This is a genomic window from Enterobacter sp. 04-C-12-SI-ECC (assembly GCF_047530715.1).
Taxonomy (GTDB): Bacteria; Pseudomonadota; Gammaproteobacteria; order Enterobacterales; family Enterobacteriaceae; genus Enterobacter; species Enterobacter bugandensis.
On the sequence record NZ_JBLKDI010000015.1, the window covers coordinates 62,671 to 82,062 of the forward strand.

General features: G+C 55.2%; 21 protein-coding genes and 1 pseudogene. 13 read left to right on the forward strand and 9 right to left on the reverse strand.

Annotated elements, in window-relative coordinates:
• The first annotated feature begins 1 nt into the window (after nt 1).
• The 3 genes from ACMWL8_RS17795 (at nt 2) to tusE (ending at nt 2,120) form a co-directional block, all read left to right on the forward strand.
• Entirely contained in the window at nt 2-1,159 is a 1,158-nt protein-coding gene (locus ACMWL8_RS17795; RefSeq protein ID WP_052683047.1) for a CfaE/CblD family pilus tip adhesin, read from the forward strand.
• Nucleotides 1,160-1,169: 10 nt separating this feature from the next.
• Nucleotides 1,170-1,721: a LuxR C-terminal-related transcriptional regulator gene (locus ACMWL8_RS17800; protein ID WP_045261700.1), complete on the forward strand. Its 552-nt coding sequence runs from the start codon at nt 1,170-1,172 to the stop codon at nt 1,719-1,721.
• A 69-nt stretch (nt 1,722-1,790) separates the two neighbouring features.
• Nucleotides 1,791-2,120: a sulfurtransferase TusE gene (gene tusE / locus ACMWL8_RS17805; protein WP_028012611.1), complete on the forward strand. Its 330-nt coding sequence runs from the start codon at nt 1,791-1,793 to the stop codon at nt 2,118-2,120.
• Here tusE and yccX read toward each other — a convergent pair.
• A complete protein-coding gene (gene yccX / locus ACMWL8_RS17810) occupies nt 2,117-2,398 on the reverse strand; it encodes an acylphosphatase (protein ID WP_045261701.1) in 282 nt (93 codons plus the stop codon). The two genes, tusE and yccX, sit on opposite strands and share 4 nt — an antisense overlap.
• Before the next feature lie 11 nt (nt 2,399-2,409).
• Nucleotides 2,410-2,641: pseudogene (locus tag ACMWL8_RS17815) on the reverse strand (helix-turn-helix transcriptional regulator); the annotation flags it as partial.
• Between the two features lie 22 nt (nt 2,642-2,663).
• Between ACMWL8_RS17815 and rlmI the strand changes: the two are divergent.
• Together rlmI and hspQ are read left to right on the forward strand one after the other, a co-directional pair.
• Nucleotides 2,664-3,854 carry a 23S rRNA (cytosine(1962)-C(5))-methyltransferase RlmI gene (rlmI, locus tag ACMWL8_RS17820; RefSeq protein WP_045261702.1) on the forward strand — a complete coding sequence of 397 codons (1,191 nt, stop codon included), beginning with the start codon at nt 2,664-2,666 and terminating at the stop codon, nt 3,852-3,854.
• 60 nt (nt 3,855-3,914) lie between these two features.
• A complete protein-coding gene (hspQ, locus tag ACMWL8_RS17825) occupies nt 3,915-4,232 on the forward strand; it encodes a heat shock protein HspQ (protein WP_008499919.1) in 318 nt (105 codons plus the stop codon).
• Between the two features lie 37 nt (nt 4,233-4,269).
• Here hspQ and ACMWL8_RS17830 read toward each other — a convergent pair whose 3' ends face one another.
• Nucleotides 4,270-4,683, reverse strand: coding sequence for a CoA-binding protein (locus ACMWL8_RS17830; RefSeq protein ID WP_028012609.1), 414 nt, complete (start codon nt 4,681-4,683; stop codon nt 4,270-4,272).
• Between the two features lie 173 nt (nt 4,684-4,856).
• Between ACMWL8_RS17830 and csgI the strand changes: the two genes are divergently transcribed.
• Nucleotides 4,857-5,519, forward strand: a complete 663-nt coding sequence (csgI, locus tag ACMWL8_RS17835) for a curli synthesis inhibitor (protein ID WP_045261703.1) — start codon at nt 4,857-4,859, stop codon at nt 5,517-5,519.
• Nucleotides 5,520-5,599: 80 nt separating this feature from the next.
• Entirely contained in the window at nt 5,600-6,058 is a 459-nt protein-coding gene (gene mgsA, locus ACMWL8_RS17840) for a methylglyoxal synthase (protein WP_041912035.1), read from the forward strand.
• A 57-nt stretch (nt 6,059-6,115) separates the two neighbouring features.
• Here mgsA and helD read toward each other — a convergent pair whose 3' ends face one another.
• Nucleotides 6,116-8,170 (reverse strand): DNA helicase IV, encoded by a 2,055-nt coding sequence (gene helD, locus ACMWL8_RS17845; protein ID WP_045261704.1) that lies wholly within the window; start codon nt 8,168-8,170, stop codon nt 6,116-6,118.
• 123 nt (nt 8,171-8,293) lie between these two features.
• On the opposite strand from helD, the gene ACMWL8_RS17850 reads away from it, so the two are divergent.
• Nucleotides 8,294-8,740 (forward strand): YccF domain-containing protein, encoded by a 447-nt coding sequence (locus ACMWL8_RS17850; RefSeq protein WP_041910601.1) that lies wholly within the window; start codon nt 8,294-8,296, stop codon nt 8,738-8,740.
• Between the two features lie 19 nt (nt 8,741-8,759).
• Complete coding sequence (yccS, locus tag ACMWL8_RS17855; RefSeq protein WP_045261705.1) at nt 8,760-10,922, forward strand: YccS family putative transporter; 2,163 nt, start codon at nt 8,760-8,762, stop codon at nt 10,920-10,922.
• On the opposite strand, the gene ACMWL8_RS17860 is transcribed toward yccS, so the two are convergent.
• Entirely contained in the window at nt 10,879-11,505 is a 627-nt protein-coding gene (locus ACMWL8_RS17860; RefSeq protein ID WP_041910603.1) for a TfoX/Sxy family DNA transformation protein, read from the reverse strand. The genes yccS and ACMWL8_RS17860 overlap by 44 nt on opposite strands.
• A gap of 217 nt (nt 11,506-11,722) precedes the next feature.
• Between ACMWL8_RS17860 and sulA the strand changes: the two genes are divergently transcribed.
• Both sulA and ompA read left to right on the forward strand, forming a co-directional pair.
• A complete protein-coding gene (gene sulA, locus ACMWL8_RS17865) occupies nt 11,723-12,232 on the forward strand; it encodes an SOS-induced cell division inhibitor SulA (protein ID WP_041910604.1) in 510 nt (169 codons plus the stop codon).
• 354 nt (nt 12,233-12,586) lie between these two features.
• Nucleotides 12,587-13,642: a porin OmpA gene (ompA, locus tag ACMWL8_RS17870; protein ID WP_108780329.1), complete on the forward strand. Its 1,056-nt coding sequence runs from the start codon at nt 12,587-12,589 to the stop codon at nt 13,640-13,642.
• A gap of 63 nt (nt 13,643-13,705) precedes the next feature.
• Here the strand turns inward: ompA and matP are convergent, their stop codons facing one another.
• Nucleotides 13,706-14,158 (reverse strand): macrodomain Ter protein MatP, encoded by a 453-nt coding sequence (matP, locus tag ACMWL8_RS17875; protein WP_023332611.1) that lies wholly within the window; start codon nt 14,156-14,158, stop codon nt 13,706-13,708.
• Between the two features lie 185 nt (nt 14,159-14,343).
• Here matP and ACMWL8_RS17880 point away from each other — a divergent pair, with 185 nt between their 5' ends.
• Complete coding sequence (locus tag ACMWL8_RS17880; RefSeq protein WP_045261706.1) at nt 14,344-16,104, forward strand: AAA family ATPase; 1,761 nt, start codon at nt 14,344-14,346, stop codon at nt 16,102-16,104.
• Between the two features lie 68 nt (nt 16,105-16,172).
• Entirely contained in the window at nt 16,173-16,691 is a 519-nt protein-coding gene (gene fabA / locus ACMWL8_RS17885) for a bifunctional 3-hydroxydecanoyl-ACP dehydratase/trans-2-decenoyl-ACP isomerase (protein WP_000227926.1), read from the forward strand.
• 71 nt (nt 16,692-16,762) lie between these two features.
• On the opposite strand, the gene rmf is transcribed toward fabA, so the two are convergent.
• From rmf to pqiB, 3 genes are all read right to left on the reverse strand, one after another.
• Nucleotides 16,763-16,930: a ribosome modulation factor gene (gene rmf / locus ACMWL8_RS17890; protein ID WP_013097261.1), complete on the reverse strand. Its 168-nt coding sequence runs from the start codon at nt 16,928-16,930 to the stop codon at nt 16,763-16,765.
• 256 nt (nt 16,931-17,186) lie between these two features.
• Nucleotides 17,187-17,753 (reverse strand): membrane integrity-associated transporter subunit PqiC, encoded by a 567-nt coding sequence (pqiC, locus tag ACMWL8_RS17895; RefSeq protein WP_028012599.1) that lies wholly within the window; start codon nt 17,751-17,753, stop codon nt 17,187-17,189.
• The gene (gene pqiB, locus ACMWL8_RS17900) at nt 17,750-19,390 is read right to left on the reverse strand and encodes an intermembrane transport protein PqiB (RefSeq protein WP_028012598.1); all 1,641 of its coding nucleotides are present in this window, start codon (nt 19,388-19,390) and stop codon (nt 17,750-17,752) included. The genes pqiC and pqiB overlap by 4 nt, the downstream gene beginning before the upstream one ends.
• Between the last annotated feature and the right edge of the window lie 2 nt (nt 19,391-19,392).

Genomic DNA, 19,392 nt, shown 5'->3' on the forward strand with positions numbered 1-19,392 from the left:
TGTGAACAACTACCTCTTTATTTTACTTTTTTTGACGCTGTGGAGCTGTCAGACGCTGGGGGGCGTCCCTGCCGGAAGAAATTCCAGCGTAGGGATTAGCTACGATCGCGCGGTGCCGCCTGCGCGTTTTGATATCTGGGTCCATGAACCGAGCGGTTACGACACTATCGACCCGCAAAAGTGGGGACGCAACACCCTGACCTGCGAGTCCCGCACCGACCCGACGAACGGAGCGTGTATGACAGCGCCGGTCTGGTTTAGCGCGAACCCGGCCGCCCCCTACGCCATTACGCTGCGTTTTACCCACACGTCGACAAATAAAACAGCAGATGTGAAGGTCTATGGGGAAAAACATATGTTTATCAACAACAAAATTTTCACCTTTGCCAGCTTTGTCAGCGGCGGTACCGCCGATCTCTCGGCCTGGAACCGGGAACCCTATTTTGATTTTTACATCGTTAAAGGCGAACTGGATAAGCTCGCCCAGCCGGGCATCTGGACCGCAACGCTGAAGCAGAACCTGCGCGAATGGGGAAGCGCCGACTGCGGGGGCAACTTTAACGATGTCAACGTCGGGTGTCCGGGCTACCTCACCATAGCCCGCTGGCAGGCGACGATACGCATTGAGGTGGTCGATCCGGGTAACCAGCAGATTTATCTGCCGGCGTTCCCCCACTCAACCCCGATGGTTAACCTCAATCTGACCAATTTTCCGGGGCGGCCCGGCGGCAGCGAAATCCAGGGCGAGAGCGCGCTGGATATGTGCCTGTATGACGGTAAAAACAGCGCCAGCACGCGCGTCTATCTGCGCTTTGAGGATGACGGTTTAGCGGCCACGGGCCGTACTGAGGGAGCGTTTTCCGTCAGACGACGCGGTGGAAGCCAGACCGAAGCACGGGATCGGCTCGATTATCAGGTTACGGTGATCAACCCGGTAACGGGCGCAGCAGAAACCGCGGCGAATGGCAAAACGCTGATCTGGCAGAGCACTAATGACCCGCAATATCTGCGTCAGGTTGTGCTGCCGGGTGGACGGGAGAGCGTACTTTGTGTCCCCGCCCCCATCATTCTGAAAACGCCCGCGTTTGCTGCCAGCAGCAAAAATGCCGGGGATTACACCGGCACCCTACGCGTTATCTACACGCCCAGTACCTTATAAAGAGGCCATTGTGAGTTACGCCATCCTCGACAACAATCGTTTTTATGCCGAAGGGTTGCGCTACGCCCTTCTGCGCCGTAACGCTCAGACTCAGGTTGAGAGCGGTACGGTAAAGTGGTGCCGTTCGCTGCTGGTCTGCGACACCCTCGTTGTTCGCTGCCGCTTTTCCGTCGCGGGGACGCATCTGGCGCTGGTCGACATTCTTCTGGAGCTGGAAGCCAGGCGCTGGGAAGGAACGGTGTATCTGGTATGCAATGAAAAAGGCTGGGCACTGGCTACCCATCTGCGAAAGCGGTTTGCCACGCTGACCTTATATATCATTGATGACCGGATTGCCGTTGCGGATGCGGCGTATCTGCTTGCCAGAGAGCCCCGCCGGGTGCGCACCCTGAATTGTTGCCTGACAGGCATGGAGTTCAACGTGCTCGACAGGCTGGTGAACGGACAATCGGTACGGCATGTCGCGCATATGACGCAGATGAGTGAAAAACAGGTGTCGACGTATAAATGCAACGCGCTGAAAAAGCTTAATGCCAACAATCTGCTCCAGCTTCTTCTGTAGGTCGAGGTTTCTCACGCCGCCCCTTATTTGCTAGACTAGGGGCGTTTTTTACTTTATCGACAGAGCACTATGTTCATTTTTGCAGGCCAGGAAATTGAGACCGATAGCGAAGGCTATCTGAAAGACACCACGCTATGGAGCGAGCCGCTGGCGGAGAAAATCGCCGAAAACGAAGGTATCGCCCTCTCCCCCGAACACTGGGAGGTGGTCCGTTTTGTGCGCGAGTTTTATCTCGAGTTCAACACCTCTCCGGCCATCCGCATGCTGGTCAAGGCGATGGCCAACAAATTTGGCGAAGAAAAAGGCAACAGCCGCTATCTGTATCGCCTGTTCCCGAAAGGCCCGGCAAAACAGGCCACCAAAATTGCCGGCCTGCCTAAACCGGTGAAGTGTATTTAATACCGAATACCGAAGTTCACATATTCCCTGCCGGGTTGATGCGGTTCCGTTAAGACCTTATCAACCCGGGCGCTGCGCGGCCCGCCTGCTTTCAGCCACGCCATCAGTTTTTCAACCTGCTCCGCGTCGCCGCAGGCGACCACCTCAACGCTGCCGTCGTCCATATTTCGCGCGTATCCCGTTAGCCCAAGCTGAACGGCCTCACGCTGAGTGCTGTAGCGGAACCCGACGCCCTGAACAAGGCCGTGGACCCAGGCAATGGTGCAGACTTTTGACATTCTTCTTCTCCTTAACGTAGCGTTTTCGGTAAACAGCCATAGTGCTGCCGGAAACGGGCGGTGAAACGAGAGCTGGAAAGATACCCACATTGTACTGCGATTTCACCGATCGGTAAGCGAGTCGACTGTAACTGTGACAGCGCCACGGCCATTCTCACCTCCTCCACGATCTGCCGAAACGCTCAACGACATCCGCAGATGATTGCGCCTGGCTGAATGTGCTACTCTACGCGCCATTTCCCTGAAATCGACAGAACAGCAAATTATGAGTGTACGTTTAGTGTTAGCCAAAGGGCGCGAGAAGTCATTACTGCGCCGTCATCCCTGGGTCTTTTCCGGTGCGGTTGCCCGTATGGAAGGCAAAGCCAGCCTCGGTGAAACCATTGATATTGTTGACCATCAGGGGAAATGGTTAGCGCGAGGCGCTTACTCGCCAGCGTCTCAGATCCGCGCGCGCGTCTGGACCTTCGATAAAGACGAAACCATCGATATCGATTTCTTTGTCCGCCGTCTGCAGCAGGCGCAGCAGTGGCGCGAGTGGCTGGCAAAGCGCGACGGGCTGGACAGCTATCGCCTGATTGCCGGTGAGTCCGACGGTCTGCCGGGCGTAACCATCGATCGCTTCGGCAATTTCCTGGTGCTGCAGCTCCTCAGCGCCGGGGCGGAATACCAGCGTGCCGCACTGATTAGCGCCTTGCAAACCCTGTTCCCGGAATGCGCTATTTACGACCGCAGCGACGTGGCGGTGCGCAAAAAAGAGGGCATGGAGCTGACGCAGGGCCCGGTCACGGGTGAGCTGCCGCCTGCCCTGCTGCCGATTGAAGAGCACGGCATGAAGCTGCTGGTGGATATTCAGGGCGGGCACAAAACGGGTTACTACCTTGACCAGCGCGACAGCCGCCTGGCTACGCGTCAGTACGTTGCCGACAAACGCGTGCTGAACTGCTTCTCCTACACCGGCGGTTTTGCCGTTTCGGCGCTGATGGGCGGTTGTGCCCAGGTGGTCAGCGTGGATACCTCGCAGGAAGCGCTGGACGTGGCAAAACAGAACGTCGAGCTGAACAAACTGGACTTGAGCAAAGCCGAATTTATACGCGACGACGTCTTCAAGTTGCTGCGTAAATATCGCGATCAGGGCGAGAAGTTCGACGTCATCGTGATGGATCCGCCAAAGTTTGTGGAAAACAAAAGCCAGCTGATGGGCGCCTGCCGTGGATATAAGGATATCAACATGCTGGCGATCCAGCTGCTGAACCCGGGCGGGGTGCTGCTCACCTTCTCCTGCTCCGGGCTGATGACCACCGATTTATTCCAAAAAATCATCGCCGATGCCGCAATAGATGCTGGTCGTGATGTACAATTTATAGAGCAGTTCCGTCAGGCAGCCGATCACCCCGTGATTGCTACCTACCCGGAAGGACTGTATCTGAAAGGGTTTGCCTGTCGCGTCATGTAACTTGAAAAGAGAAATATTGCCCGCACTTAATGTGTAAGTCGTATTTCCCGGGAGGTGACTATGATTGCCAGCAAATTCGGTATCGGCCAGCAGGTCCGCCACACTTTGCTTGGGTATTTGGGTGTGGTCGTGGATATCGACCCGGAGTATTCCCTTGATGAACCGTCAGCGGACGAACTGGCGGTGAACGCAGAGCTTCGCGCTGCACCCTGGTACCATGTGGTGATGGAAGGTGACGACGGACAACCCGTACATACCTACCTTGCCGAAGCGCAGCTGAGTAGCGAGCTGCAGGAAGAGCATCCGGAACAACCCACAATGGATGAACTTGCTCAGACTATCCGCAAACAGTTACAGGCTCCGCGCCTGCGGAACTAAGCGTGTAAAAAAAGCCCGATGAACGGGCTTTTTTTTATTATTTCGCCAGCCCCAGACGGGGGATATCGATCGCCGGACAGCGATCCATAACCACCTTCAATCCCGCATCCCGCGCCAACACGGCAGCCTGCTCGTTAATCACGCCCAGCTGCATCCACAATGTTTTCGCCCCGACGGCAATCGCGTCCTGCGCCACTTCCCACGCCGCCTCGGAATTACGGAAGACATCGACCATATCAATTTTTTCCGGCACGTCAGCGAGCGTGGCATAACCCTGCTGGCCCAGTAAGGTTTTCCCCGCCACTTTTGGTGAGACCGGGATGACGTGATAGCCCTGATCGAGAAGGTATTTCATCACCCGATAGCTGGGACGGTCGGGTTTATCGCTCGCGCCCACCAGCGCAATGGTACGCGTGGATGTCAGAATCTCGGCAATATCGTTCTCTTTCATGGTTTTTCTCCTGGCTTTTTTAAAAGTGTACGCCAAAGCGCACATCTCAACCATCCATCCCATACAGATGTATGAGGGCAAAACGGCAAAATATGTCTATATGTTAGTAAACGTGATTATCGAAAGATTTAGATACATTAATGCGGCGACAGTATCTCTGACGGGAGCCTTCTATGAAAACCGGTTTTGCCACTGCTCTGATTGCGTTAGTGATGCCGGTTTGCGTTTTTGCCACCACGCTTCGGCTTTCTGGCGACATTGATCTTCTGGTTCTGGACGGGAAAAAGGTTTCCAGCTCGTTATTGCGCGGGGCTGACAGCATTGAGTTAGATAACGGGCCGCATCAGCTGGTGTTCCGGGTCGAAAAAGCGATCGGCCTGACTAACCATGAGCAGCGGATGTACATCTCTCCGCCGCTGATTGTCAGCTTTAATACCCGGCAAATCAGCCAGGTGAACATTACCCTGCCTCGCCTTGAAACGGAGAAGGAATCAGCGGCCTTCGACGCCTCGCCGCGCGTTGAGCTGCTGGACGGGAATGCAATGCCGATCCCGGTCAAGCTGGATATTCTGGCGTTGACCAGCGCCACAAAAAGCCCGGACTACGAGGCCGCAACGCAGGTCTATAACAAAGCCGGCAAACGCGCCTCCCTTCCGCAGTTTGCTACCATGATGGCGGACGACAGTACGCTGCTATCCGGCGTCTCGGAACTGGACGTCATTCCACCGCAGTCCCAGAGCCTGACGGAACAGCGCCTTAAATTCTGGTTCCAGCAGGCCGATCCCGACACGCGGGCCCGGTTTTTACAGTGGGCAAAGCAACAACCTTCATCTTAAGCCACATTTTTTACGCCTTTCTCTTGCAGCGTCAGACGGTTCCCGTCATCGTGTAGTCAGTTAACCTGATGGATATGATTATGGAACTGACAACACGCACGCTGCCTGAACGCAAACACATTGCGCTGGTGGCGCACGATCACTGTAAACAAATGCTGCTTAACTGGGTTCGCCGCCATCAGCCGCTGCTGGAAAAGCATGCCCTCTCGGCGACCGGCACTACCGGTAACCTGATCCAGCGCGAAACGGGTCTGGAGGTGAATGCGATGCTGAGCGGCCCGATGGGCGGCGATCAGCAGGTCGGGGCGCAGATTTCCGAAGGGAAAATTGATGTGCTGATCTTCTTCTGGGATCCGCTGAATGCGGTTCCGCACGATCCGGATGTCAAAGCGCTGCTGCGTCTGGCAACGGTGTGGAATATTCCGGTGGCGACGAACCTGTCGACGGCGGATTTCATCATTGAATCACCGCAGTTTAACTCGCCGGTTGAGATCCTTATTCCGGACTATCAGCGCTATCTTTCCGAGAGACTGAAGTAGCTTTTTTGCCGGGTGGCGGCTACGTCTTACCCGGCCTCCCCCTCGTTGTCTTGGTCGTTATGGCTTCCGCGCCACCGGCACATCAATACTCTTCAATATATCGACAAACACGGATGGCTCCTCTTTATTGAACAGCAGCCACACGCGGTGACGCGCGCGGGTGATGGCCACGTACAGCAAACGCCGTTCTTCGGCATCCGGGAAGTCTTCCGGCACCGGCAGCAGGGCCTCTTCCATGACCGACTCGCGGGCCGGAGCCGGGAATCCGTCGCTGCCCTCCTTCAGCCCCACCACAATCACATAATCGGCCTGCTGCCCTTTGCTGGCGTGAATGGTCATAAATTCAAGCTGCAGTTTCGGCCAGCGGGTAGCGGCTTTTTCCAGCGCAGCAGGCTTAAGGTGATGATAACGCGCCAGCACCAGGATACGTTCATCGGGTTTCGCATAGCCGCTGAGCTTGTCCAGCAGCGGCTCCAGCTGGTCATCCGCCAGCAGGGTGACCGCTTTTTTATCCCCTGCCCGCAGGCTGTTTAGCGGCTTGGCCAGCTGGTGCGGGTTCTGCTGGATAAAGCGGTTGGCGATCTCACCAATCCGTGAATTGAAGCGGTAGGTCGTGTCCAGATCGCTACGGTCGCCTTCGCCAAAATAGTGGTGGAAGGCGGTCGTCAGCGAGAGCTGCGCCCCGCTGAAACGGTAGATGGCCTGCCAGTCGTCCCCCACCGCGAACAGCGAGGTATGTTTATTTTGCGCCCGCAGCGCCGAGAGCAGTGCCGCACGCTGGGGTGAGATATCCTGGAACTCATCCACCAGAATATGCTTCCACGGGCTGACAAAGCGCCCCTTCTCCAGAATGACGATCGCCTGATGGATAAGACCGGAGAAATCAACGGCATTTTCCTCTTTCAGCGCGGTTTTCCAGGCTTTCAATAGCGGAGCCATCAGCTTGACCCGTTTTGAAAATAGATCGCGGATCGCCTCCGGCGCGCTTTCAATCATCTCTGCCTGCGAGCCGCCGTGCATCCGCATCAGGCTGACCCAGCGGTCAAGACGCGAGCCGAGCCGACGAGCCAGTTTTTCATCCTGCCAGAAGCTGCCCTCCGGTACCTCCCAGTTGAGTTCCTCTTCCAGCCATTGACGCCACCCTTTCGCCTGCGCCTTTTTCTCACTGCACTGCTGACGCCACGTTTTAATAAACAACGCCTGTCGCGCCTGCGCGTCGTTTTCCAGTTTACTGATGGCAGGCACTTTTTTACTGCCCTGCTGAATGATATGCAGCGCGAGGGCATGGAAGGTTCTGGCGGTAATATCCCGGGTGTGCAGCCGTTCCTGGATGCGTTCGTCCATCTCCTGTGCCGCCTTACGGCCAAAAGCCAGAAGCAGGATCTGATCGGCAACGGCCTCCCCGGTGGTGAGAAGCCAGCCCGCACGCGCCACCAGCACCGACGTTTTACCGCTTCCGGCCCCCGCCAGCACCAGCAGCGACTGCTCGCCGTTCACCACCGCGCGCGCCTGAGCAGGGTTGAGCGGTGAAGACTCCACCGTACTGAAAAAGTCGGCGTATTGGGTGAGCATGGCGTCCGTCCAGGCCTGGTTATGCGCCAGCCGGCTTTTATCCATATCGTTCAGCCAGGCCTGGCACTGACGCCAGGCATCGCGACAATTGTCGAACTCATCAAGACGCGTCACGGAGAGCGGCAGCGCCGAAAGTGCCTGTCGAATCTTTTGCTGCAGACCGGCGGTCTGCTGGCGCGTCAGCCACGTTTGCTGCGCGTTGCTTTGCGCGATATCGTCCAGCACCTGCTGCAGCACCTGAGCGGCAATCACGCTCATGTCGTGGCTCCACTGCTGCCAGAGCGCGTTCAGGTGATGGTGGAAACGCTGGGTTTCCGCCCACTCGGTACCGTGAAGGCGCACGACTTTGTCGTCAGGCAGAACGAACTCAAGCTCGCCCCACACCAGCCCGCGCTTGCAGTGAATAGCCAGAAGCTGATTAAACGGAATAAGGTATTCGTGGCGTTCTCCGGAGACTTTAACCCCGGCGTTGAGCAGAACAACTCTGTCATAGGGGTGTTGCGCCAGGCGTTTGCCTAAAGAAGTTGCTTTCAGTTCCATGTCCCGCCAAATCCACGAAGAGATAATTTACCTGACAGTTTAACTGCCAGTTTTAAGGTGCTCCAGCCTAAAAAAACGTTACAATCATTGGGCGTTAATTTTATCGAAAGGAAGTGAGGGTTTATGCGTACCGTTCTGAATGTGTTGAATTTTGTGCTGGGCGGTTTTGCCACCACCCTTTCCTGGCTTTTTGCCACGCTGGTGAGCATCGTCCTGATCTTCACCCTTCCCCTGACCCGTTCCTGCTGGGAAATCACGAAACTCTCGTTCATCCCCTACGGTAACGAAGCTATCCACGTTAACGAGCTGAACCCGGAGAGCAAAAGCGCCCTGATGAATACGGGGGGAACTTTGCTGAACATTCTGTGGTTGATTTTCTTCGGCTGGTGGCTGTGCATCATGCATATTTTTGCCGGTATTGCGCAGTGCATCTCAATAATTGGTATTCCGGTCGGGCTCGCGAACTTTAAGATCGCCGCCATCGCCCTTTGGCCCGTCGGGCGCAGGGTGGTTCCGGTCGAAGTGGCCCAGGCGGCGCGTGAAGCGAACGCACGTCGTCGTTTTCAGTAAATAAGGACTGGCCGCGTTTATGCTAAGTCCACTGCTTCGCCGTTATACCTGGAACAGCGCCTGGCTCTACAACGTCAGGATATTTATCGCGCTTTGCGGCACGGCTGCCCTGCCGTGGTGGCTGAATGATGTCAAGCTCACCATCCCCCTCACGCTGGGGGTGGTGGCCGGAGCGCTGGCGGATCTGGACGATCGCCTGGCCGGGCGTTTGCGGAATCTGGTCATTACGCTCGTCTGTTTTTTTATCGCCTCCGCGTCCGTTGAGTTACTTTTCCCCTGGCCGTGGCTGTTTGCCCTTGGCCTTACACTCTCCACCAGCGGGTTTATTTTGCTGGGCGGTCTGGGGCAGCGCTATGCCACTATCGCCTTTGGGGCCCTGCTGATCGCCATCTACACCATGCTGGGCGTTTCCCTGTACGACCAGTGGTATCAGCAGCCTGTGCTGCTGCTGTTGGGCGCCATCTGGTATAACCTGCTGACGTTAACCGGCCACCTAATCTTCCCGGTTCGTCCTCTGCAGGATAACCTTGCCCGCAGCTATGAGCAGCTAGCCCATTATCTGGAACTGAAATCCCGGCTGTTCGACCCGGATATTGAGGAAGAAAGCCAGGCGCCGCTTTACGATCTGGCGCTGGCAAACGGCCAGCTGGTCGCCACCCTTAACCAGACGAAAGCCTCGCTGCTTACCCGTCTGCGCGGGGATCGCGGCCAGCGCGGCACGCGCAGAACCTTGCACTACTATTTTGCCGCTCAGGACATTCATGAGCGCGCCAGCTCCTCGCACGTTCAGTATGCCGCCCTGCGCGAGAAGTTCCGCTACAGCGACGTCATGTTCCGCTTTCAGCGCCTGCTGTCCATGCAGTCACAGGCATGCCAGCAGCTCGCGCGCTCCATTCTTTTGCGCACGCCCTATCAGCACGACTCCCGCTTCGAACGCGTGTTTAGCCATCTCGATGCGGCGCTCGACCGCGTGCAGGCCAGCGGAACGTCACCGGAACAGATCAAAGCGCTGGGTTTTCTGCTCAACAACCTGCGGGCGATTGATGCTCAGTTGGCGACGATTGAGTCCGAGCAGGCGATGGCACTGCCGGGCAGCGAGATGGATAACCAGCTTGCAGATGACAGCGTGCACAGCGTGAGCGATATGTGGCTAAGGCTGAGCCGCAACTTCACGCCGGAGTCGGCGCTGTTTCGTCACGCGGTGCGGATGTCCCTGGTCTTATGCGTGGGGTATGCTTTTATCCAGATAACCGGTTTGCACCACGGCTACTGGATCCTGCTGACCAGCCTGTTTGTCTGTCAGCCGAACTATAACGCCACCCGACACCGCCTGGCATTGCGTATTATCGGCACCCTGGTCGGCGTCGCCATTGGCCTTCCGGTGCTCTATTTCGTGCCGTCCATTGAAGGACAGCTGATCCTGATCGTGATCACCGGCGTGCTGTTCTTCGCGTTTCGCAACGTGCAGTACGCCCATGCCACAATGTTCATCACGCTGCTGGTTCTGCTCTGCTTTAACCTGCTGGGTGAAGGGTTCGAGGTCGCCCTGCCCCGCGTACTCGATACCCTGATTGGCTGCGCTATCGCCTGGGCCGCCGTCAGCTTTATCTGGCCGGACTGGCGTTTCCGTAATCTACCGCGCGTGTTAGACAGGGCTATGAACGCCAACTGCCGATACCTGGATGCCATCCTTGAGCAGTATCATCAGGGCCGCGATAACCGCCTGGCTTACCGGATAGCGCGCCGCGATGCGCACAACAGCGATGCGGAACTGGCCTCGGTGGTCTCTAACATGTCAACGGAGCCTCGCGCCACGGCCGAGATTCGTGAGACGGCTTTCCGGCTGCTCTGCCTGAACCATACCTTCACCAGCTATATTTCCACGCTGGGCGCCCACCGCGAAAAACTCACCAACCCGGGCATCCTCAACCTGCTGGATGACGCGGTCTGTTATGTCGATGATGCACTGCATCACCGGCCAGCCGATGAACCGCGCGTGAGACAGGCGCTGGATGAACTTACCCAACGTATTGCGCATCTTGAGCCTGGAAACGACAGCAAAGCGCCTCTGGTGTTGCAGCAGATTGGCCTGCTTATCGCCCTGCTGCCAGAAATTTGCCGGCTGCAACAGCAAATCGCTACCTGGAGGAGTGATTCTCCAGTGGCTCAGGCAGCGCATTAAACCACTCCGTCAACTCCCGGCGAATGCCGGCCGGGAGTGCCGCCTCATGCAGCCCCTCGATCGCCCCTTCCAGCGCGAATAGCACTTTGATACTCAGCGCTTTATTTTTCGCCCGCATCTTCAGCCAGCTCTCCCTTGCGCCAAGCGCCCGCAGCGTTTCTTCGTTGGTGATGCCCGCTTCAAAGAGCAACACTTCCAGCTGAAAGGTCAGGTTTGGCAGGTCCTTAAGTCGATTGCGCTGATGCCGCTGGTAACGCTCTTTTCTTGCCGCATTAAGTGCGAAAGTGGAGAGCTGAAGCAGACGCTCCCTGTCCTGCCATAGCCCGTCATCCACCCTGTAATAGTTGAGAAGCACCGGACGGCCCCGCTTCATCAGGGTCAAAAAAGACGCGGCATTTTTCACACAGTATTTCGCACTTTCTTCACAGGCACGGAGGTAGAGCTCACCTTCTGACACCATGGCAAAAACCGCATCATCCACTGCCAGGGTATAGCCGCCGAACAGCGCGCGATGATGAATTTCACCCAGCGGTGACAGGTATTCCTGGGATTTATAAATCCGTTCATAAGATATCTTTTTCATGATATTTCCATTCAAAATCATAAAGTAACAACGAAATTTCTTACTAGCGGATCCGTTAGCAGGAAAATAGGCAACTTAGCGTCGTTGAGCAAGATGATTTTTCGAAGGGCATCAACATTGAATGAATTTTGCGAGTCGCTTTCCGAAAATGAGGTTGATCTTTATGCATACAGGGGTTACTGTATATCCATACAGTAACTACAGGGCTGGAATGAATATGTACACTTCAGGCTATGCAAATCGCTCAACTTCTCTCTCCTCTACCGCGGGCACTGTCGCGCAGAACACCGTTGGGGGTGCTTCGACGGGGCTTATTAGTGAAGTGGTTTACCGTGAAGACCAGCCTCTGTTGACCCAACTCCTGCTGCTTCCGTTATTACAGCAGCTTGGTCAGCAATCACGCTGGCAGCTCTGGCTGACGCCACAGCAAAAACTGAGCCGCCAATGGGTGCAGTCTGCGGGCCTGCCGCTGGCAAAGGTTATGCAGATCAACCAGCTTTCTCCCTGCGATACCGTCGAATCGATGATTCGCGCGTTACGCACCGGAAATTACAGCGTGGTGATCGGGTGGTTACCGGAAGAATTGACGGAAGAGGAACATTTTCGTCTGACCGAAGCGGCTGAAGAAGGGAATGCGATCGGGTTTATCATGCGCCCGGTTCGTCCAGATTCTTATCGCAGAGGACAACTTTCTGGGCTAAAAATTCACTCAAATTTGTATCATTGAGTGAAATTAAGATTTTTCCTGGAATTTTTTTTGACCGCAGGATGCGGTTTTAGTTCCCGGCCTCAAAATTGCGGCAAGGCTTGTCTGGTGCGGTTCTCCTTAATTTTATTGCACAAAATTCGTTCTAAAAATGTTAAATAATAGGTATACGGAACTTTTTTTTTCATATGCCTGACAGACTTCACACTTGTAAGTTTTCAGCTACGTTGTAGACTTTACATCGCCAGGGGTGCTCGGCCTAAGCCGAAGATATCGGTAGATTTATATTTGACCACGCCCCCCGGTGAAGGATTTAACCGTGATTCTCTCTTGAGACCTTCATGGCGAATTTTGGATGATAACGAGGCGCAAAAAATGAAAAAGACAGCTATCGCGATTGCAGTGGCACTGGCTGGCTTCGCTACCGTAGCGCAGGCCGCTCCGAAAGATAATACCTGGTATGCAGGTGGTAAACTGGGCTGGTCTCAGTTCCATGACACTGGCTGGTACAACAGCAGCCTGAACAACGATGGCCCTACTCACGAGAGCCAGCTTGGTGCAGGTGCGTTCGGTGGCTATCAGGTTAACCCGTATGTTGGCTTTGAAATGGGTTACGACTGGTTAGGTCGTATGCCATACAAAGGCGACACCATCAATGGCGCTTTCAAAGCTCAGGGCGTTCAGCTGACCGCTAAACTGGGTTACCCAGTAACTGACGATCTGGACGTGTACACCCGTCTGGGCGGCATGGTATGGCGTGCAGACTCCAGCAACAACATCGCTGGCGACGACCATGACACTGGCGTTTCCCCAGTATTCGCTGGTGGCGTTGAGTGGGCTATGACCCGTGACATCGCTACCCGTCTGGAATACCAGTGGGTTAACAACATCGGTGACGGTGCTACCGTTGGCGTTCGTCCAGACAACGGCATGCTGAGCGTAGGTGTTTCCTACCGTTTCGGCCAGCAGGAAGATGCAGCACCAGTTGTTGCTCCAGCGCCGGCTCCAGCTCCAGAAGTACAGACCAAGCACTTCACTCTGAAGTCTGACGTTCTGTTCAACTTCAACAAAGCGACCCTGAAACCAGAAGGTCAGCAGGCACTGGATCAGCTGTACACCCAGCTGAGCAACCTGGATCCTAAAGACGGTTCTGTAGTGGTTCTGGGCTTCACCGACCGCATCGGTTCTGACGCTTACAACCAGAAACTGTCTGAGAAACGTGCTCAGTCTGTTGTTGATTACCTGATCTCTAAAGGTATCCCAGCTAACAAGATCTCCCCACGTGGTATGGGCGAATCTAACCCAGTTACTGGCAACACCTGTGACAACGTTAAAGCTCGCGCTGCACTGATCGACTGCCTGGCACCAGATCGTCGCGTAGAGATCGAAGTTAAAGGCGTTAAAGACGTTGTAACTCAGCCAGCGGCATAAGTTATCGTCTTATAAAAAAACCCCGCCATGCGGGGTTTTTTATTGTCTGAAGAAAACTAAAATCTATTTTTTGCCCAACAACGCCTGAAGGTCGTTTTTTAGCGACGACATCTGGTTGGCGTACTTCTCTTTATGTTCGGCATCCTCAATCAGCTGCACGATGGTTTCCGACAGGGTCTTACCACGCCGTTGTGCCAGCCCGGCCAGACGCTGCCAGACCACGAACTCCAGGTCGATGGATTTTTTCCGGGTATGCTGATGCTCAGCATTAAAATGCCGTTTACGTCGCGCGCGGATAGTTTGCTTCATCCGGTTTAACAACGCAGGATTAATGTGCTTCTCAATCCAGCCATTGACCTGTACCGGTTCATTTTCGAGGGTCAGCAAAATATCCACGGCTTCTTGCGCAGCGCTGGCTTCTATGTAGCAGGTGATCAGCTCCCCTTCACGGTGCTTTTTGACCAGGTACTTCCATTTCCAGCCGCTTTCGAGATTTTCCAGTTGTTGATATTTCATTGCGATCTCAGTGTTACCACGTAACTCTGTTCAGAATATCAGTTTTTTAGCAATCTGCTGAAAAGAAATCATATCCTGTGAGTGACTGCAGCCAATCCGCCTGCTGAAACACCAATCCTGCTTGGGTAGAGCCCCCCGCTTACGGTATACTCCACGCTTTTACATCTGACTAAAAAACATCAACTTTGACCATTACGAAACTAGCATGGCGTGACCTTGTTCCGGATGCCGAGAGCTATCAGGAACTGTTTGCACAGCCCGATCTCGCAAAAGAACACGAATTCATCCTTAGCGATACGCAACCACGCTTACATTATGCGCTGGAGCAGACGTTAAGCCCGTGGGCGACATCGCCCTTCATGCTGCTGAAAGCCCCGGAAGAAGCGGAATATCTGTCGCTGCTTGGGGATGCCACGCGCCAGCTGCGGCCAGACACCACCGCGGTATTTGGCGGCCAGTATCGTATCGCGGGGCATAATATTACCTTCGGACCGGCGGACCAGGCCGACGGTCGTTTTGCTGCTAACGGCGAGGTAATTACCGCTAATTGGGTCGAGGCTGAACAGCTGTTTGGCTGTCTGCGCCAGTTTAACGGCGAGCTTTCCCTGCAGCCGGGGCTGGTGCATCGTGCAAACGGCGGCGTGCTCATCATCTCTCTGCGCACTTTGCTCTCGCAGCCGCTGCTGTGGATGCGTCTGAAAACCGTTGTGACCCAACAGCGCTTTGACTGGGTCGGTTACGACGAGTCTCGTCCTCTTCCTGTCTCCGTGCCGTCAATGCCGCTGTCGCTGACCGTCGTGCTGATGGGTGACCGCGAATCGCTGGCGGACTTCCAGGAGATGGAGCCGGAACTGGCCGAACAGGCAGTTTACAGCGAATACGAAGACAACATTCAGATTGCCGATGCGGACGACATGGCGCAGTGGTGTCAGTGGGTGATGGCCGTGGCGGAACGTTTTGCATTGCCAGCGCCTGCCGCCGACGCGTGGCCGGGTTTAATCCGCGAAGCCGTTCGCTATACCGGTGACCAGGAAACCTTGCCGCTCTGCCCGCTCTGGATCGGCAAGCAGCTGCGTGAAGTCGGTACGATCAGTGGTAACGGTGCGTTTACTGGTGAACAGCTCACGCAGATGCTGGCGCAGCGAGAGTGGCGCGAAGGCTATCTTGCTGACCGCATGCAGGATGAAATTCTGCTGGAACAAATTCTGGTCGAGACAGAAGGCGAACGCGTTGGGCAGATCAACGCCCTCTCGGTGATCGAGTTTCCTGGCCATCCGCGCGCGTTCGGTGAACCCTCGCGAATCAGCTGCGTTGTGCATATTGGCGACGGCGAGTTTACCGATATTGAACGCAAGGCCGAACTGGGCGGCAACATTCACGCCAAAGGCATGATGATCATGCAGGCATTTTTGATGTCTGAGCTGCAGCTTGAGCAGCAAATCCCCTTCTCCGCCTCGCTGACGTTTGAGCAGTCCTACAGCGAAGTGGATGGCGATAGTGCCTCAATGGCGGAGCTGTGCGCCTTAATCAGCGCCCTGGCGGACGTGCCGATCAACCAGAACATTGCTATTACCGGTTCGGTCGATCAATTTGGTCGTGCTCAGCCCGTTGGCGGTCTGAACGAAAAAATTGAAGGCTTCTTCTCTGTCTGTCAGCAGCGCGGTTTAAACGGCAAACAGGGTGTGATTATTCCGGCGCCTAACGTACGCCATCTCAGCCTGTGCCAGGATATTCTGGACGCGGTTGAACAGGAACAATTCGCCATCTGGGCCATCGAAGGGATTGAGGATGCACTACCCTTACTGACAAACCTGGTTTGGGATGGCGAAGGTCAGACAACTTTGATGCAGACTATCCAGGAGCGCATTGCTCAGGCGACGCAGCAGGATGCTCGCCATCGTTATCCATGGCCGTTACGCTGGCTGGGCTGGTTCAGTTCGAACTGATCGGACTTGTTCAGCGTACACGTGTTAGCTATCCTGCGTCCTTCACTAAAATAAGGCTTACTGAGAACATGGTAGATAAACGCGAATCCTATACAAAAGAAGATCTTCTTGCCTCTGGTCGCGGAGAACTGTTTGGCGCGAAAGGCCCACAGTTACCGGCCCCGAACATGCTGATGATGGACCGTGTCGTGAAAATGACCGAAACCGGCGGCAACTTCGATAAGGGTTACGTAGAAGCAGAACTCGATATCAACCCGGACCTGTGGTTCTTCGGTTGCCACTTTATTGGCGATCCGGTAATGCCTGGCTGCCTGGGCCTGGATGCCATGTGGCAGCTGGTTGGCTTCTATCTGGGCTGGCTGGGTGGTGAAGGTAAAGGCCGCGCGCTGGGCGTGGGCGAAGTGAAATTCACTGGTCAGGTTCTGCCTACGGCGAAGAAAGTCACCTATCGTATTCACTTCAAGCGCATCGTTAACCGTCGCCTGATTATGGGCCTGGCGGATGGCGAAGTGCTGGTAGACGGTCGTCTGATCTATACCGCGAACGACCTGAAAGTGGGTCTGTTCCAGGACACTTCCGCGTTCTGATATCGCTTTAAGCGACCCCGGAAAGGCGAAACCTCCGCAGTGCGGAGGTTTCTTTTTTTAAAGAGACGTTATCAGGCTATAAGTGCCCTGTCGCCGATGGCTTCTCGCCAGCCTCCAAGCCATTGTGACCTTTGATTTATCGTCTGATAAGGACACATTTCTTTCGAACGTCCAGCGATGCCGGCCTGATAACCACGTTGATGAGCCCGTTCCAGGCGATCTCGTTTCTGTCTCTTCATGCCTCGTTTCCCTCATTCTTTTGTCTGGTGGAAAGAAAACAGTGTCCGCGCCAGATGCGCAGGCACAGATAACGAATACCCCGAATTAGTCCCAGCGTCAATGTTCAAAATTCATACGGGTGTCATATTTGTGAGCTAGCCAGAAGATCATTTGTACAAAAAATGTGACCCGGCACAAGTAACAACCTGACGCAAAAACGAAAAAAAAACCGCAATCAGCCCCAGGCCGATTGCGGTTTTTGACGATGAATTTTTCTTATGGCAGTCGGGAAATTTCCCTGGCGATACTGGCTGACTCCTGCGCCCAACCCTGAGCCAGCACTTTCACCATTTCATCATAGCCATCCTTCTGCTGCTTCAGCTCCAGATGGAAAGGACGCTTAATCAGCTGTCCCTGATGATTCAACAGCCACTCGCCGCTGATGACAACGGCACCGTCATAACGGCCGTGGAAGCCCGTTACCGTGACGTTCAGCGTGTCCTGATCGCTTCCCAAAGGCTGGGAGGCAACAACCCAGCCCGGAAGCTGGCTGCCCAGATTCGCCACCAGCGTATTGCGTAACTGCTGGTCCAGCGGGCTGGCCCACAGGTTGTTGTTGGCGATAACGTACTGTACATCGCTGGTCTGATAGACCACCCCGTTGCCGGCCAGGTAATCCGGCACGGCGACCTGCTCAACCCACAGCAGACGGTTGCCCTGCGAGGCGGAACTTTGCGTAACCGCCTGCGTCACCAGAGGCAGCTGGTAGTAGCTTTTCGTTTCGCTCCCGGAGCTACAGGCCGTGAGTACCATCGCTCCTGCAATCGCTAGCCATTTTTTCATTGTTTCGCCCTCTTCGGCTCAGGATCCTTTTTATCTTTCGCTTCGAACACCAGCGCGTTGCTCTTCTCGTTGAGCGTTTTCAGAACCGGCTGCAGTTCACGCAAGACCTGATCGAGACGCTGCATATCTGCCACCATCTTGTTGTACGCCGCCGAGCCAGGCTGGAAGCCCTGCATACTGCGGTTCAGCTCGCGCAGCGTTTTCTGCATATCCTGCGGCAGCTGCTGCATACTCTGGTTTGCAGTGATCTTGTTGATGTTATCCAGCGTGGTCTGCAGGCGCTGCATTGTCGCCTGGCTTTGATGTAACGAACCTGTCGCCGCCTCAATCATTGGGTTCAGAGGCAGATTGTTAATTTTATCCAGCGTTTCCATGAGACGCTGCTGGATCTGGGCCAGACCGCTGCTTACCGTTGGGATGATCTTGTAACCACCAAATTCACGCATACCGGTAATCGGCGGCGCTTTTGGATAGAAGTCCATATCGACATACAGTGCGCCGGTCACCAGGTTCCCGGTTTTCAACGAGCCGCGCAGACCGCGATTCATCAGGTCGGTGATGTGCTCGCCGATATCCTGATTCTCACCAATCTGGTTGATCAGGCGCTCAGGCTCAATGCGGATCAGCACCGGAATACGATAATCATCATCAAGCATCTGCTTAAGGCCTGGAACAAAGTAAGGCACTTGTCCCACCGTCCCCAGACGAATACCGCGGAACTCAACGGGCGCCCCAGGCTGCAGGCCACGAACAGAGTCCTTAAAGAACATCAGGTAGTCGATGTGATCGGTATAGAGTGCATCCTGAATGCTTTTTTGATCGTCGAACAGGCGGAAAGCGGTGTTCTCCGCAACCGGCTGCCCCAGGTCCAGACCTTCGGGTACGTCAAAACTCACGCCGCCGCCAAACAGTGTTGTCAGCGAGCCCATTTCTACACGCATGCCCGCCGAGGTCAGATCCACCGCGATGCCGCTGTCTTTCCAGAAGCGGACGTTGCTGGTAACCAGACGATCGTTAGGCGCATTGATGAACAGCTGATAGCTGATGGATCTTTTCTGAGGATCGAAGGTGCTTTTCTCCACCGAACCCACGCGATAGCCGCGGAAAAGTACCGGGTCGCCCGCCGTGAGCTGGCCCGCTTTTTTACTGTCGAGGATCACGCGGATACCTTTTGCATCAGGCGGTGCTAGCGGCGGTGAATCCAGAAGCTGGTACTGCGCCGGCTGGCTGCCTTTTGCACCCGGCTGCAGTTCGATGTAGGCACCTGAGAGCAGCGTTCCTAAGCCGCTGATCCCTTCACGTCCCACCTGCGGTTTAACCACCCAGAAAACAGAATCGCCGTGCAGGAGTTTTTCCATGCCGGCATTAAGACGCGCCTTAATCTCCACATGGGTTAAATCGTCAGTCAGGGTTGCGCTTTCCACCACGCCCACATCCACGCTGCGGCTTTTGATGGTCGTTTTACCGCCCTCAATTCCTTCGGCATTGGTGGTAATCAGCGTCACTTCCGGTCCCTGATGGCTGTAGTGATAAAACAGGATCCATGCACCGATCAGCGCGGTCACGATGGGGAAAATCCACACCGGCGACCAGTTTTTGACCTTCTGCACTTTCGCCTCTCCACTCTTATTTTCCATGC